Here is a 14811-nt window from a genome sequence, read left to right as displayed (position 1 = left end):
GCAACCCGGCCATGGATACTAGGGCAATGACAAATCGCAGCCCGCTGAACAGGGACGACGCCGGCCCGTTGCCGCTGCCGGAGATCCCGGCGGAACTGCGGGCCGTCCTCAACGGGATCCCGGCCATGGTGGGCTACTGGGACAAGGAGCTCCGCAGCCGCCTGGCCAACGACGCGTATTGCAGGTGGTTCGGCCTGGAACCGCGGCAGCTGCACGGCATGCATGTCCGGGACGTGATCGGCGATGCGGCTTTCGAAGCCACCCGGCCGCAGATCGAGCAGGTGCTTGCCGGCGAGGCCCAGCACTTTGAGCGGACCCTCGCCGATGCCGCGGGCGAGCCGCGCTTCACCGACGTGACTTACACTCCCGATGTCCGCGACGGCGCGGTGCAGGGCTACTTTGTGGTGGTCACGGACATCACGGAGCGCGTACTCGCGGACCGGCGCCGGCAGCGGGACATGGACCGGTACCGGGCGCTGGCGCGCAGCGTGCCGGGCGTGTTCGTGCTCCTGTTCGACGCCGACCTGCGGTACCTGATCGCCGAAGGCCAGGAGCTGGAGACTTTCGGCTACCGCACGGAGGAACTTGAGGGCCGCCGCATCCAGGAGGTGCTGCGGGGCGATCTCGCGAGCGAGCTCGAGCCACGCTACCGTGCGGCCCTCGCCGGCCGGGAAGTGTCGTGGACCCGGCAGATCGGCCACCGCACCTACCGGCTGAAGGCAGGGCCGGTCCACTCCGCCGACGAGGCCGCGGCCGGCATGGTGGTGGCCGTTGACGTCACCGAGCGCCTGCAGCAGCAGCAGGTGTGGGAGGCCCTCCACGAAATAGCCACGGCCGTCGCCCGCAACGCCGCCCCCGCTGACATCGCCGAGCGCGTCGCCGCCATTGTCCGTGAGCTCTTCAACGTGGACTCCGCCGCGGTGGTCCGCTTCACGGGCGCGTCCTCCGCGGAAATCGTCGCCATGGCGCCCGCGCTGCCGCCGACACTGAGCCGCCGCCACATCTTCGCCCCGACCGATGAGTCCGCCACCGTCCGGGTGGCTGTGACCGGCAAGCCCGCCCTCGTGGTCTACGGGCCGGAGGGCGGTCCGGCCTCCGAGCAGATGCGCGCCGGCGGCTTCCAGTCCGCGGCGGCGGCGCCGGTCCGGGTCCGGGGAACCCTGTGGGGCGTGGTGACCCTGACCTCGAAGTCCCGTTCGGGGGTCACGGAAGCCATGATGGAGCGGCTGGCCCAGTTCGCCGAGCTCGTCGAGATCGCCATTGGCAACACGGAGGCCCGGACCGACCTGGAACTGCAGGCCACCACCGATGCCCTGAGCGGGCTGCCCAACCGGCGCGCCCTGGAACGGCACCTCGCCGACCAGCTGGCACTGGCCGGGAGCCGGGGCACGACCCTGAGCGCCGTCGTCCTGGATATCGACCACTTCAAGCGGGTCAACGACACCTACGGCCACCTGATGGGCGACGCGGTTCTGGCAGACGTCGCGGAGCGGCTCCGGAGTGTCGCCCGGGGTCAGGACATTGTTGCCCGTTTCGGCGGCGAGGAGTTCGTGTGGCTGCTGCCGGAAACCGACGGCGCGGAAGCCCTGTTGGCGGCCGAACGGGCCCGGGAGGCGATCGCGTCCGAACCGTTCGGCGACGTCGGTTTCCTGACGATCTCGGCAGGCGTCTGCGACCAGCGCGACGCCGCGGCCGGCAGCCTCCTGGACTGTGCGGACCGGGCGCTCTACGAGGCCAAGAACGCCGGCCGCAACCGCACGTCCCGCTATGGCCACCCCGTCCAGGCCGGTCAGTCCGGAAATGGGGCCTCGACGGCCGGCCGCAGCGCTTAAACGAAAGCCGACTTGCCGGTCACGGCCCGGGCCACGATCAGGGAATTGATCTCGTAGCTGCCCTCATAGGTGTAGAGGATTTCGGCATCGCCGAAGAGCTTGCCCATCTCGTAGTCGCTGCTGATCCCGTTGCCGCCCAGGAGGGACCGGCCCATCGCCACCGAGGCCCGCGCCAGCCGCGTCGTGGTGGACTTGGCCATCGCGGCCTGGACCATCTGAAGTTTGCCGTCTTCCTGGATCCGGGCCAGCTGCGTCATGAGGGCCAGTGAGGCGGTCGCGTTGCCCAGGATCTCGGCGAGCTGCTGCTGGATGAGCTGGAAACGGGCCAGCTCCTTGCCGAACTGCCGGCGCTCCAGGGCGTAGGCGCGCGCGACGTCGAAGGCGGCGAGCTGGATGCCGGCGCCCTGCCAGCCCACCCAGGCACGCGAATCGCGCAGGAGGTCGTTGGCTTTGGCGAAGTCGGTGGCCCCGGGCAGCAGGTTGGCTGCCGGGATACGGACCTCATCCAGCACGATGTCAGCGTTCTGCATGATCCGCAGGCCGATCTTGTTGGCGATCTTCGTCGCCGAGTAGCCGGCCCGGTCCGTCTCCACGATGAAGCCCTTGATCTGCTGGTCCGCGACGTCGCGCGCCCAGACCAGGGCGAAATCCGCAATGGTGCCGGCCCCGATCCAGCGCTTGGCGCCGTTGATGACCCATTCGCCGTCCTCCAGCCGCGCGGTGGTAGCCAGTCCCCCGGCGATGTCCGAGCCGTGGTCCGGTTCGGTCAGGGCGAAGGCACCGAGTTTGGTGAAGGCGGTGAGCCCGGGGAGCCAGCGGGCCTTCTGCTCCGCGGAGCCGAGCTCATCGATCATGCCGACGATCAACTCGTTATGGATGCCCACGAGCGCCGAGAGCGAGACGTCGGCGCGGGCCACTTCGACATACATGAGCCCTTTGAAGAGCGTCGAGGTGCCGTCCTTCTGCAGCCCGCCCAGACCGTATTTTCCCAGCTCCGCGAGCAGGCTGAACGGGAATTCCTCCCGGTTCCAGTAATCGATCGACACGGCCCGGACCCGGGACTGCAGGAAGTCCCGGACCTCCTGGTACCGGAGCCGTTCATCCGGCGGCAACAGGTCCACGATGTACATGAGATCGGCGTCGGGAAACGGCGGCGCCGCCGCGGTTTCGCCTTCAATGATGCTGGCACCTCGTTGTGTCGGCACGGGCACGTATCCCTTCGTCCTGCGCCGCCTGCAGAGCGGCGCCGCTCTTCCAAACCCTTGGATGTCCTAGTATATTGCAGAGTGACGGGGATCACTAGGCGGGCGGCTTGCCGGTCCGGCGGGATCCCAGGCAACGGCGCCACGCCACGGACTGCCCGGAACGGCTGCGCCAGAGGACTTCGAAAGGTGCACCATGACCGTGACTGAGGAATTCCGGGCCGCGAGGGACCGGCTGCTCGCCCTGCGCGGGGACTACGAGGCCGCCCGTAGCGAATTCCAGTGGCCGCGCTTTGAGGAATTCAACTTCGCGCTGGACTGGTTCGACCAGCTCGCCGCGGACCCGGCCACGGCGGAGAATCCGGCCCTGGTGATCGTCGAACAGGACGGCTCGGCAACGCGGCGCAGCTTCGCGGACCTGTCCCGGCGCTCGTCCCAGGCGGCCAACTGGCTGCGGGAGAAGGGCGTGCGGCGCGGAGACCGGATGATCATCATGCTCGGCAACCAGGTGGAGCTCTGGGAGCTCATGCTGGCCGGGATCAAGCTGGGCATCGTCATGATTCCCACCACCACCCTGATGGGGCCCGCCGACCTGAAGGACCGGGTGGAGCGCGGCGGCGCGAACTGGGCCGCCGTCGGAAGCGCCAATCTCGCCAAGTTCACCGGCGTCGCGGGCGACTACACCCTCATCGAAATCGGCGGCGCCGGCGGCGACGGCACCGCCGAAGGGAGCACGGCCGCCCTGCAGTACTCGGAGTCTGCCGCCGCGGCGCCGGACTTCACCCCGGACGCACCCACCCGGGCCGACGAGACCCTGCTGCTCTACTTCACCTCCGGCACCACCTCCAAGGCCAAACTGGTGGAGCACACGCACACCTCCTACCCGGTGGGGCACCTGTCCACGATGTTCTGGATCGGGATGGAACCGGGCGATGTGCACCTCAACGTGGCGTCTCCGGGCTGGGCCAAGCATGCCTGGTCCAACGTGTTCACGCCCTGGATCGCCGAGGCCTGTGTGTTCATCTATAACTACGAGCGCTTCGATGCCAAGGCGCTGATGGAGCAGATGGACCGTGAATCCGTGACCAGCTTCTGCGCCCCGCCGACGGTGTGGCGGATGCTGATTCAGGCAGACCTCACCCTGCTCAAGAACCCGCCCACGAAGGTGGTCTCGGCCGGCGAACCGCTCAACGCCGAGGTGATCGACCAGGTCCACCGCGCCTGGGGACAGACCATCCGCGACGGCTTCGGGCAGACCGAATCGACCGTGCAGATCGCCAACACCCCGGGCCAGCCGGTCAAGATCGGCGCCATGGGCAAGCCGCTGCCGGGCTACGACGTCGTGCTCGTGGACCCCGCCACGGGTGAGGAGTCCGACGACGGCGAGCTCTGCCTGCGCCTGGACCCCCGGCCCGTGGGCCTCATGAAGGCGTACTACGGGGATCCGGAGAAAACGGCGGAGGCTTTCCGTGACGGCTACTACCACACGGGCGACATGGCGAGCCGCGACGAGCGCGGCATCATCACCTACGTGGGCCGCGGCGATGACGTCTTCAAATCCTCAGATTACCGGCTGTCCCCGTTCGAGCTGGAAAGCGTCCTGATCGAGCACCCGGCGGTGGCGGAGGCCGCCGTCGTCCCTTCCCCCGACCCGCTCAAGCTGTCCGTGCCGAAGGCGTTCGTGGTCCTGGCCGCCGGGCACCAGCCCGGCCCCGAACTGGCCGAGGACATCCTGCGGTACTGCCGCGAGCATCTGGCCCCGTTCAAGCGGATCCGCCGGCTGGAGTTCGCCGAACTGCCCAAGACGATCTCCGGCAAGATCCGGCGGGTGGAACTGCGGCACAGCGAGGAAGTGCGCCACGGCGGCGGGGCGGTCCCGGAGGGGCTGGGCGTCGAGTATTCCGAGTCCGATTTCCCCGGGCTCAAGGGCCAGGGCTGAGCATGGGAACGCCGCTGCCGCGGGATCCGATCGCCGACGCCCGGCTGAACTGGGAGCGGCACGGCTGGTCCGACGTCGCCGCCCCGATGGCCGCCATCACCGCGATCATGCGGACCCAGCAGATCCTGCTGGGCCGGATCGAAGCCGTGCTCAAGCCGTTCGGGCTCACGTTTGCCCGGTACGAGCTGCTGGCCCTGCTCAGTTTCGCCCGCAGCGGCGCGCTGCCCATGAACAAGGCCAGCGCGCTGCTGCAGGTCCACCCCACCTCGGTCACCAACGCCGTCGACCGGCTCCAGGATGCCGGGCTGGTCATCCGCTCGCCGCACCCCACGGACGGCCGCACCACCCTGATCGAGCTCACCCCGGAGGGCCGCGCCCTGGCCAAACGGGCGACGGCGGTGCTGAACTCCGAGGTGTTCGGCCAGTCCGGTTTCGGGGACCAGGACGTGGACCAGCTGATCCGGATCCTCGGCACCTTCCGGCGGAACGCCGGGGACTTCAGCGGCTAAACGATAAAGTCCTATTGCTGTTGAGGGTCGCGGGAGCCGGACGTGGATTCGGGCGCATTGGCGACGATTGCCTGCGCCTGCGCATCGACCCGGTGCGCGCCGGCGACGAGCTCGTAGACCATGTCCTCCTCGACCTCGGTCTCGAGCACAGCATGCCCTTCAGGGGACGAGATGATGACTTTCGCGTCCTTGGCCGGCCGGGCAATGGAGATGATGCGGCCAAGCTCGTCGTGAACGACCAGAGCTCGAACTTTTGCCATGTTGCTGTCCTTTCCTGTGCGCCTCTGTCGTCGCGCATCGACACTGCTGGATGACACGTACGCCGTGGTCGGCTCGTGTTTAGAGGGACTCAACCTGCGAGAGGATGTGGACATTGCAGGAGTTGAACGCAGCGTTGTTCTTTATGTAGATCTTGTATGCCTTAGTGCCGTCAACGTGTTGAAATGACTCGCCCTGGGTAAGCGTCGCATGGCCGACTGGGAACGGTACGCCGGCCCCCGTGCCGGGAAACACCACGATGCTGAAAACTACCGACTCCGTGGCTCGGAATCCATGGATGAACCAGCTCACGGATCCGTTTGCTGCAATCGTGTCCCACCCCTCGTCTCGAACCGCCATCGTCAAACCTCCAAATCGATAAGTAGAGCGTGACCACTGCATCGGGGCCGGCGGCCCCAGGACGTCGCGCCCTGATGCCGGGTTCTGCCCGATGCAGGTGGTATGGGTGGACACTAATCACCTGGCCGTTACTGGGGTGTTATCGGACGGCGCGGGTCTCCTAGCCGACCGGCGACAGGGCGCCCACCAGGCCGAACAGGTCCTTCGGGTCCTCCGGGCTGGCGACGAGGTCAATTTCGACAAAAAATTCGGTGCCGTCAACGGCGTCACGCACGAACCGCAGGGCGGAGAAGTCCTCGATGGCAAAGCCGACCGAGTCGAAAACGGTAACCTGCGCATCGCTGGTGCGGCCGGGGGCGTTGCCGGTCAGGACCTGCCAGAACTCCGTGACGACAAAGTCGGCCGGCATGTGCTGGATTTCCCCTTCGATCCGGGTTTGCGGGGCGTACTCCACGAACACGTCGCCCAGTCCGAGGATCCCGGGGTCAAGCTCGGTTTTGCCGGGGCAGTCCCCGCCGATGGCATTGATGTGGACGCCCGGTTCGATCAGGTCCGCGGTGAGGATGGTGGCGTTGGCCTTGTCGGCGGTGCAGGTGGTGATGACGTCGGCTCCCCGCACCGCATCCGCGGCGGACGTGGCGACGGTGATGTCGAAGCCCAGCGGGGCCATGTTGGCAACGAACTTCTTCAGCGCGGCGGGATCCGTGTCCCACACCCGAAGGGTGGAAATCCCCAGGGCGCTCCGGAACGCGAGGGCCTGGAACTCGGATTGGCTTCCGCTGCCGATCATCGCCATGACGCTCGAACCGGGCCGGGCGAGCCGCTTGGCCACCATGCCGGATGTCGCCGCGGTGCGCAGAGCGGTCAGCACGGTCATCTCGGTGAGGAACGTGGGATAGCCATTGTGGACGTCGGCCAGGACGCCGAACGCCGTCACGGTCTGGAACCCGCGAGCCGGGTTGGACGGGTGGCCGTTGACGTACTTGAACCCGTAGGTCTCGTGGTCGCTGGTGGGCATGAGCTCAATGACGCCGAACGGGGTGTGGCTCGCCACCCGGGGAGTCTTGTCAAATGATTCCCAGCGCCGGAAGTCGTCCTCGAGGTACCCGATCATGCCGGAAATGATGGTCTCCGGCCCGGATCCTGCGGCCCAGCGCACCATGTTGCGGACATCGACAAAGCGCGTCATTGCGCCCCCTGATTCTCTCGTTAGCTGCTAACGCCACAACTCTAGAATCCGGCGATATGCAGCTTCAATTGCCAAACAGTGCGCCTTATGATGGCTAACTGAGCATAATGACGAGATTTGTTGAACAGATTGATTAACAGCCTTGGGGTCGTCCGGTCCCAGCCCCGTCACGCCTACCGCAGGACGGAGCTGAGCAGGAGGCTGGTTTCGCTGTTAACCACGCCGTCGACGCCCCGGATCCGGCCCAGGACCTGGTCGAATTCCACGAGGCTCTCGGTGCGGAGTTCGGCAACAAGGTCCCACCCGCCATTGGTGGTGTGCAGGGCCGTGATCTCCGGAAAGCCCCGGAGCTGGCGGATGACCCGGTCCGTCGTCCTGCCTTCCACGGCGATCAGGGAAACGGCGCGGATGGCCAGCGGGTCCAGTTCATCCCGCACCCGGACCGTGAAGCCGACGATGGTCCCGGAGGACACCAGCCGTTCCAGCCGGCTGTTGACCGTGGCCCGGGCGACATCCAGCCGGCGCGCGAGGCTCGCCACCGATGCCCTCCCGTCCTCACGGAGGGCGGCGAGGAGCTTGCGGTCAAGGTCGTCCAGAACGGTCATTCTCACAATGTATGCCGCGCCGCACGGTTTTGCGCCCTCGTCAAGCAAGGTGGGGCATCCGGCCCTGCCCTATGTTGCCCGTGATCCGTCCGGCGTATGGTGGATCGAGGCAGGACGGTCTCATCCGGTCAGGCAGCAACCAGTGCCACAGGCGTCCATCGGCGACCGCTTAGGAGGACCCATGCCTTCATCCAGCGTCCCCATCCCGCAGCCTCCACCGCGGCCGGTCGTCGGCAACCTGCCCGACATCGATTCCAGCAAGGGCGTCCTGGGACTGGTCGAGGTGGCCGAGCAGTACGGCCCCATTGTCCGCATCCAGTTCTTCAACCGCAGCATCGTCGCGGTCTCCTCCCAGGAACTGGTCAACGAGGTCTGTGACGAATCCCGCTTTGGCAAGGTCCTTGGCATCGCCCTCCGGGAGGTGCGGCAGTTCGCCGGCGATGGCCTGTTCACGGCCGACACCCGGGAACCCAACTGGCAGAAGGCCCACCGGATCCTGATGCCCGCGTTCGGGCCCGCGGCGCTGAAACGGATGTTCGCCGGGATGGACGACATCGCCGAGCAGCTGCTGCTGAAGTGGGAGCGGCTGGGCCCCGCGGCCCGGATCGATGTGCCGGACAGCACCACGCGCCTGACGCTGGACACGATCGCCCTGTGCTCCTTCAGCTACCGCTTCAACAGCCTCTACCGGGAGGAAATGCACCCCTTCGTCGGGGCCATGGTCCGGGCCCTGGTCGAATCCCGGGACCGGGCGCGCAGGCTTCCGGTGCAGAACAAGATCATGCTGCGCCGACGGCACCAGCTCGAGGAAGACAACGCCCTGATGTTCGAGGTCGCCGAGCAGATCATCAGCGACCGGCGGCGCAATCCCAGCCCGGCGGGCCACGAGGACATCCTCGACACCATGCTCACGGCCGCGGACCCGGTCACCGGCGAGCGGCTTTCCGACGAGAACATCCGCTACCAGATGGTCACGTTCCTGATCGCCGGCCATGAGACCACCAGCGGCCTGCTGTCCTTCACGCTCTACGAGCTGCTGCGCCATCCGGGCGTTTTGGCCAGGGCGCAGGCGGTGGTGGACGAGGTCCTGGGCACGGAGGCGGCCAGGTTGGAGCACCTGCCCCGGCTAGGCTATCTGGACCAGATCCTTAAGGAAACGCTGCGGCTGTGGCCGACCGCGCCCGCGTTCAACGTGGCCCCGTATGAGGACACGACGCTCGGGGGCCGGTACGACGTCCCCGCCGGCCAGCCCATCCTGGTCCTGCTCCCGCAACTGCACCGGGACAAGGCGGCATGGGGAGACGACGCCGGGATTTTCGATCCGGCGCGGTTCTCACCGGAACGCGCCGCGGCCATTCCCGCCAACGCCTGGAAGCCGTTCGGCAACGGCCAGCGTTCCTGCATCGGCCGGGGCTTTGCCCTGCAGGAAGCCCTCCTGTTCCTGGCCAAGCTGCTGCAGCGCTTCGAGATTTCGTCGGCGGATCCCGGCTATGAGCTGCAGATCAAGCACACCCTGACCATGAAGCCTGAGGGGTTGTTCATCCAGGTGCGCAGGCGGGACCGGCGGATCGAGACGGCGGTCCCGGCCGCCGTCGAACACACCCGGCAGGCCGAGGCGCCGGCCGCCGCCCCCAACGGCATCCCCATCCGTGTGCTGTACGGGTCCAACGCCGGCACGTCCAAGGATTTCGCCCAGCGCATTGCCAATGACGCCGGCCGGCGCGGTTACAGCCCCACGATCGGCCCGCTCGACGAGGCAGCCGGCGGGCTCCCGACGGCGGGGCTCGTCACGATCGTGTCCTCCTCCTACGAGGGACAGCCGCCGGATAATGCCCGGAAGTTCCTGGCCTGGACCGAAAGCCTGCAGCCCGGCAGCCTCGCCGGCGTCCGGTACACGGTCTTCGGCAACGGCAACAGGGACTGGGCCCGGACCTACCAGGAGGTCCCCAAGACCATCGACGCGCGGCTCGACGCCGCCGGGGCCGGGCGGATCTACGCCAGGGGCGAGGCCAACGCCCGCGGCGACTTCTTTGGCGACTTCGACGAATGGTATGCGGGGTTCTGGCCCGCGGTGGACGCGGCGCTCGGGCAGAAGACCAGCCCGCCGGCCGCACAGCCGCAGCTTGAGCTCCAGTTCGTGGGCAACGTCAGGGACCCGCTGCTGCGCCAGAACGGGTTGGCGCTCGGCACCGTGGTGGCGAACCGGGAACTGGTGGACCTGACCAAACCCGGCGCCCGGTCCAAACGGCATGTGGAGATCGCGCTGCCCGAGGGGATGAGCTACCGGACCGGCGACTACCTGGCCGTGCTGCCGCTGAATCCCAGCGAACTCGTCCAGCGCGCCCTGGCCCGGTTCAACCTCGACTACGACTCGCACGTCCTGCTGGGCATGGAGCGCGGGGACACGTTCCTGCCCACCGGCACGCCCGTGGCCGTGGGCGAGCTGCTGAGCAGTTACGTCGAACTCTCCGTCCCGGCCACACGCACCCAGCTTGAGGACCTGGCCGACGTCACCGCGGACCCTGCCCACCGCAGGGAGCTGGCGGCCCTGGCGCAGGACCGCGAGCGCCATGCGGCCGAGATCCTGGACAAGCGCGTCTCCCTGCGGGATCTGCTGGAAACGTACCCGTCCTGCCAGCTGTCGTTCACCACGTTCCTGCAGATGCTGACCCAGCTGACGCCCCGGCGGTACTCCATCTCCTCGTCCCCCCTCTGGAGCCCCGACCACGCGACCCTGACCTTCGCCGTCGTGCAGGCGCCGGCGTGGTCGGGCCGCGGCGTCTTCGAGGGCGCCTCCTCAACATTCCTGGCCCAGGCCAGGCCCGGGTCCCGGATTGCGGTGACCGTCCGCCCGTCGAATGCCGCGTTCCACCCGCCGGAATCCCTGACGGTTCCGCTGGTCATGGTCTGCGCCGGGACCGGGCTGGCCCCGTTCCGCGGGTTCGTCCAGGACCGGGCGCTGCGGGCCCAGGCCGAGGGTGCGGCGCCGGCGCCGGCGCTGCTGTTTTTCGGCTGCCGGGCCCCGGACACCGATTTCCTGTACCACGCGGAGCTGGCCTCGTGGGCGGAAGCGGCCAATCTCGACCTCCGGCCGGTCTTTTCCACGGCCCCCGAAGACGGCCAAAAGTACGTCCAGGACCGGCTGTGGGCGGACCGGGCCGACGTCGTGCGGCTCGTCCGGCAGGGCGCCACGGTGTACGTCTGCGGCGACGGCGAGCACATGGCACCGGCGGTCCGCGACACGTGTGTGCGGATCTACCGGGAGGCGACCGGCGCGTCGGCGGCGGACGCCGGGGCGTGGATGGACGAGGTGGAGCGCACGCACGGCAGGTACGTGGCGGACATCTTCACATGATGCCGCCCAGGCGCTCCCGCAGCCCCGCTGCGAGCCCGGCGATCGTCAGGAGGTCGAACAGGCCCCCGCCGATGCTGACGAACCGGCGGTGTTTGACGCCGGCGAGCCGGAGCCGGAGGTGGACCCTGGTTCCGGTCCCCGGGCCGCCAGCCTGGCCTGCCCCGTCGCCCGGCGCCGGCCGCAGGACGATCGCCCAGCTGATGGCCAGCGCGCCGCGTTGGGAGCGGTGGACCAGCGCCCGCGGCGGGTCCACGGCCGCGATTTCGAAGGTGGCCCCCGGTCCGCCCCAGTCGGCAATGACGTCTCCCGCCTTGAGGTCCTGAAACGCCGGGTCAATGGTCCGGAGCGCGCGGCGCCCGGCCGGGATCAGTGCCTCCGCCCAGCGCGGCAGGTACCAGCCGGAGCGTTCCTTGCCCAGCTGGACGATCCACGGCCAGACGGCAGCCGGCGGGGCCGGGAGGTCGAACCCGCGGTCCATCACCACGTCCGGGGCGGGCACCAGCCGGTCGCCCGGAACCCAGGCACGGAGCTCCTCCGGCGACGGGCCGACGCCCAGGAATCCGGTGTTCATGGCTTCCTCCTCCCGGCGGAGTTCAGAGCTTCGTCGCGGCGCTCTGCTATCACTTAGTGTCGCTCAACCAGGCGTTGAGTTGTCTTGCATCGCATGGGATACGAGACACGGAAGTTTCGAGACACCGGCCCGCTGAGAAGAGGAAGCAGGCCCGCCCGCCAGGGAATTCTTTACCGGGCATTGCGGAAATCGAGTTTCCGAAAGCTGGCGCTTTGGTTCCGGCGGCAGCGACATCTCCTGGAGCTCGAACAAATTCCAGACGGACATGATGTCCCGGCGGGAATCGGAATTGTTTTTCAGGACCTGCACCAGCTCGGCGACCTGGTCGATGGCCGCCGTCCGGAGTGCGCCAGCGGCGCCACTGCACACCGGGCCCCAGTAACAGATGGTGTACTACTTCATAGTCGATAGTCGAAAGTCGACATGGAGACATATCTACGCCGCACCGGGCACGGACTCCCAAGGAGGAGAAGGTTGTGATGACCGACTACAACGTCAGCGATCACTGGTCTGCTGACGACCCAGACTGGCTTAAAGCCCTCGTCTCCTCTCTTGACCTTCGCCACGGATCGAGTGCAGTCCTTCCGCTTACAACCATCGTGAGTGAGATCTCCGAATGGGTTCAGCTGGCGAGCGGGAGTGAGGCTTGGAAGCCAGCCCCGAACCGTAACTCGTTGCGGCTCGACCTGAAAGAATCCATTGAAGCGATTGGCTCATCCCTCAAAGCACACATAGCTAGGCCGCTCACGGCCTTTAATGAGGCCTTTGATCGTCTCGTTGGAAGTTCGAAAGCTGTCCTCGAGCATCCTCCTGGTACTCGCACAGACGCGGTATGGACTGATGCAGATAGCACCGCGGCCCATCTTCAGAAAGTGTTGGTCGAGGACGAAGCAGTACGCGCCAGCTGGGATGATCTCGTTGCAGTGTCACAGGATCGAACCTTGGTGCGACGCGAGTATCGCCCAATCGCCGAACTCCTGTTTGATCAGGTGGAGCGACGAGGAATGAGTGCAGAGCAAACCGCCCGCGACCTCATCTCGATCGTCGCGTACGGCCGTGATCCTGACGATATTCCGATCGGAGAGAAGGACACGCCCCTCGATGATCGTCTATCTAAGGCACGCACCTTGGTGGGGACGCCGGCCGATGTCGAACCCACAGTGGTCTGGTTGGGCTATAAAGGACGCATCCACGTGCACCTCTCTGCTGGCCGGGTCTCGTTCTACGCGGCGCAGTGGGCGATTCCGAACGCCCAGCCGGGCCGATTCGAGTTCGACCATAAAGAGGAACTCTGGGAGCTGGTACAGCACGGCCACACCTTTCGCATATCGGAGCGAGTGGACGAAGAAGACGACGTCGACACCATTGTGCGCGTTGACCTCGGTGTAACCACTGGTGCGGGTGCGCTGGAGCGAGCCATTGAGATAGTCGACATCATCATGGGTGTCTCGATCCACCGTTCTGGCGGGATCCGCCCGCAGCTCGCGGAGCACGCGGTCCTTCGCTCAGGGCAGCACGCGGGTTCCGGACGCCGGGCTGTCTGGAACCGGACAGGGTTCGCAAATGACACCTGGGGTGCGAGCATGACTGCTGAGGCAATAGGGCGGCACGGTCCGCGACTTGCGGAGGCACTTGCTCGCGAAGAGCTGCCCCGGTTCTTGGCTGCGGCAGTTCAGGTGCAGACCACTGCCGATTATCCATTCAGTCGAGACATGGCGCTACGTAAGCCGTCGGAGGCAGACATCAGCAGCGTGGTTCCGCTCTCGGACCGTGTCGTTCAACACGTGGCGGCGCATGCCGCGATGAACCCGAATGAATTGTTCACGCTCCTAGGCGAGCGGTGGGCTCACGCCAGCTGGCTCGCCAACCTTCAGCGCGCGGCTGGCATGTGCCTACTCGGCGGAGGCCGTCGTAATGAGCTGCTCAACGAGCTGACGGGCGAGTGGATGTCCGATCGCGCGACACGCCCTTGGATCTTGTTTCTCGCTGATCGGGCCGACGACTTCCTGTCGCTCTGCCTCCTCGAGCACGAGCGCGCTTGGATTGGCCACATGTTCGCCAGCATTGGTGATCACCCGACTTACACCGCGCTCATCAACGGCTACACGAACGAGGGCACGGTCTTAGAGGCTCGTCGGCGCCGCGTGCGCAACGCACTGGTGCACGGCAATCCTGCGAGCTTCGCCGTTGTGCAATCCGTACGTGAGTACGCCGAGTTTCTAGGCGGCGGTGCACTCAATCTGGTGCTTGAGGCCTTCGTCGAGGATATAGCTCCCGCCATCGCTTTGGTGACAAGGACGGATGAGTTCCGGGCGATGCAAGGCGGGCAGGATGCTGCAAACTTCTGGCGCGCAAGAACCGCTGCGAGGGGGTAATCCCCTTCCGCTCCCGCAAGCGTTGCATTGGGGGACCGACTTACCGGCGGTGCTCAGTTCACCACGCCCGTAAGCCGGTCGATCATCCGGCGCCTCAGCACTTAAAGGCTGTCTGTACGGATGCTGGAGCTGACGTGCCCGTATACCGCGCCCGATAAATGCCCGGTGAAGGTGCCCCAACTGCCCCACCCCTGAGGTCTCGTAACCCTAGGCTCTTGAGGCGCCAAGGTTTCGAGACACTTCGAGTTGGATCGGGTTCAGGCGCGTTGTCCCTAAGGGGATCGTTCACCCGGAGCAATGTAGCATCCTTTGGGGAGGGGCCCAGCGTTAGCGCCAGCCGTACCTTTCGAGCACGTCCGCGTAGCTTCCGAGTCCAACTTGCCTCATGTACGGCAGAAGAATGAAGGCAGGCGGCCAATTACTGCGATAAGGCTGGTCGCAGGGACCCGCATAAAGGCCACCACCGGGGCCAGCATAGAGACCTCCACCAACCCCGGTGTAGAGGCCACCGCCCACCCCGGTATACAAGCCACCGCCAACTCCGGTGTAGAGGCCGCCACCGACACCCGTATACAGGCCGCCACCGACACCCGTATACAGGCCGCCACCAACCCCG

General features: G+C 66.8%; 12 protein-coding genes. 5 read left to right on the top strand and 7 right to left on the bottom strand.

Annotated elements, in window-relative coordinates:
* The first annotated feature begins 26 nt into the window (after window positions 1-26).
* A complete protein-coding gene (locus CFN17_RS08835; protein ID WP_208751032.1) occupies window positions 27-1832 on the top strand; it encodes a diguanylate cyclase in 1806 nt (601 codons plus the stop codon).
* Here CFN17_RS08835 and CFN17_RS08830 read toward each other — a convergent pair.
* Window positions 1829-2962, bottom strand: coding sequence for an acyl-CoA dehydrogenase family protein (locus CFN17_RS08830; RefSeq protein ID WP_261792453.1), 1134 nt, complete (start codon window positions 2960-2962; stop codon window positions 1829-1831). The genes CFN17_RS08835 and CFN17_RS08830 overlap by 4 nt on opposite strands.
* 268 nt (window positions 2963-3230) lie before the next feature.
* Here CFN17_RS08830 and CFN17_RS08825 point away from each other — a divergent pair, with 268 nt between their 5' ends.
* Together CFN17_RS08825 and CFN17_RS08820 are read left to right on the top strand one after the other, a co-directional pair.
* Window positions 3231-4973: an AMP-binding protein gene (locus CFN17_RS08825; RefSeq protein WP_208751030.1), complete on the top strand. Its 1743-nt coding sequence runs from the start codon at window positions 3231-3233 to the stop codon at window positions 4971-4973.
* Window positions 4974-4975: 2 nt separating this feature from the next.
* Window positions 4976-5482 carry a MarR family winged helix-turn-helix transcriptional regulator gene (locus CFN17_RS08820; protein ID WP_208751029.1) on the top strand — a complete coding sequence of 169 codons (507 nt, stop codon included), beginning with the start codon at window positions 4976-4978 and terminating at the stop codon, window positions 5480-5482.
* A gap of 11 nt (window positions 5483-5493) precedes the next feature.
* Here the strand turns inward: CFN17_RS08820 and CFN17_RS08815 are convergent, their stop codons facing one another.
* The 4 genes from CFN17_RS08815 to CFN17_RS08800 all read right to left on the bottom strand — a co-directional run bounded on the left by CFN17_RS08815 (window position 5494) and on the right by CFN17_RS08800 (window position 7894).
* Window positions 5494-5742: a hypothetical protein gene (locus CFN17_RS08815; RefSeq protein ID WP_208751028.1), complete on the bottom strand. Its 249-nt coding sequence runs from the start codon at window positions 5740-5742 to the stop codon at window positions 5494-5496.
* A gap of 79 nt (window positions 5743-5821) precedes the next feature.
* Window positions 5822-6100 (bottom strand): hypothetical protein, encoded by a 279-nt coding sequence (locus CFN17_RS08810; protein WP_208751027.1) that lies wholly within the window; start codon window positions 6098-6100, stop codon window positions 5822-5824.
* Window positions 6101-6260: 160 nt separating this feature from the next.
* On the bottom strand, window positions 6261-7289 hold the full coding sequence (locus CFN17_RS08805; RefSeq protein WP_208751026.1) for an ornithine cyclodeaminase: 1029 nt from the start codon (window positions 7287-7289) through the stop codon (window positions 6261-6263).
* 173 nt (window positions 7290-7462) lie between these two features.
* Window positions 7463-7894 (bottom strand): Lrp/AsnC family transcriptional regulator, encoded by a 432-nt coding sequence (locus tag CFN17_RS08800; protein WP_208751025.1) that lies wholly within the window; start codon window positions 7892-7894, stop codon window positions 7463-7465.
* Between the two features lie 181 nt (window positions 7895-8075).
* On the opposite strand from CFN17_RS08800, the gene CFN17_RS08795 reads away from it, so the two are divergent.
* On the top strand, window positions 8076-11249 hold the full coding sequence (locus CFN17_RS08795) for a bifunctional cytochrome P450/NADPH--P450 reductase (protein ID WP_208751024.1): 3174 nt from the start codon (window positions 8076-8078) through the stop codon (window positions 11247-11249).
* Here CFN17_RS08795 and CFN17_RS08790 read toward each other — a convergent pair.
* Window positions 11242-11820 carry a hypothetical protein gene (locus tag CFN17_RS08790; protein ID WP_208751023.1) on the bottom strand — a complete coding sequence of 193 codons (579 nt, stop codon included), beginning with the start codon at window positions 11818-11820 and terminating at the stop codon, window positions 11242-11244. The two genes, CFN17_RS08795 and CFN17_RS08790, sit on opposite strands and share 8 nt — an antisense overlap.
* 63 nt (window positions 11821-11883) lie before the next feature.
* The gene (locus CFN17_RS20075; RefSeq protein ID WP_395926879.1) at window positions 11884-12129 is read right to left on the bottom strand and encodes a hypothetical protein; all 246 of its coding nucleotides are present in this window, start codon (window positions 12127-12129) and stop codon (window positions 11884-11886) included.
* 170 nt (window positions 12130-12299) lie between these two features.
* On the opposite strand from CFN17_RS20075, the gene CFN17_RS08780 reads away from it, so the two are divergent.
* A complete protein-coding gene (locus tag CFN17_RS08780) occupies window positions 12300-14195 on the top strand; it encodes a hypothetical protein (protein ID WP_222612665.1) in 1896 nt (631 codons plus the stop codon).
* The last annotated feature ends 616 nt before the right edge of the window (window positions 14196-14811 follow it).

The sequence above is a fragment of the Arthrobacter sp. PM3 genome, from assembly GCF_003352915.1.
Lineage (GTDB): Bacteria > Actinomycetota > Actinomycetes > Actinomycetales > Micrococcaceae > Arthrobacter.
Note: the sequence above shows the minus strand (reverse complement) of the source record. Positions and strands in the feature narration are given on the sequence as shown.

Excerpts from the sequence above, each read along its gene's own strand:
- CFN17_RS08835 (WP_208751032.1), top strand. The coding sequence starts at position 27 with ATGACAAATCGCAGCCCGCTGAACAGGGACGACGCCGGCCCGTTGCCG.
- CFN17_RS08830 (WP_261792453.1), bottom strand. The coding sequence starts at position 2,962 with ATGTACATCGTGGACCTGTTGCCGCCGGATGAACGGCTCCGGTACCAG.
- CFN17_RS08825 (WP_208751030.1), top strand. The coding sequence starts at position 3,231 with ATGACCGTGACTGAGGAATTCCGGGCCGCGAGGGACCGGCTGCTCGCC.
- CFN17_RS08820 (WP_208751029.1), top strand. The coding sequence starts at position 4,976 with ATGGGAACGCCGCTGCCGCGGGATCCGATCGCCGACGCCCGGCTGAAC.
- CFN17_RS08815 (WP_208751028.1), bottom strand. The coding sequence starts at position 5,742 with ATGGCAAAAGTTCGAGCTCTGGTCGTTCACGACGAGCTTGGCCGCATC.
- CFN17_RS08810 (WP_208751027.1), bottom strand. The coding sequence starts at position 6,100 with ATGGCGGTTCGAGACGAGGGGTGGGACACGATTGCAGCAAACGGATCC.
- CFN17_RS08805 (WP_208751026.1), bottom strand. The coding sequence starts at position 7,289 with ATGACGCGCTTTGTCGATGTCCGCAACATGGTGCGCTGGGCCGCAGGA.
- CFN17_RS08800 (WP_208751025.1), bottom strand. The coding sequence starts at position 7,894 with ATGACCGTTCTGGACGACCTTGACCGCAAGCTCCTCGCCGCCCTCCGT.
- CFN17_RS08795 (WP_208751024.1), top strand. The coding sequence starts at position 8,076 with ATGCCTTCATCCAGCGTCCCCATCCCGCAGCCTCCACCGCGGCCGGTC.
- CFN17_RS08790 (WP_208751023.1), bottom strand. The coding sequence starts at position 11,820 with ATGAACACCGGATTCCTGGGCGTCGGCCCGTCGCCGGAGGAGCTCCGT.
- CFN17_RS08780 (WP_222612665.1), top strand. The coding sequence starts at position 12,300 with ATGACCGACTACAACGTCAGCGATCACTGGTCTGCTGACGACCCAGAC.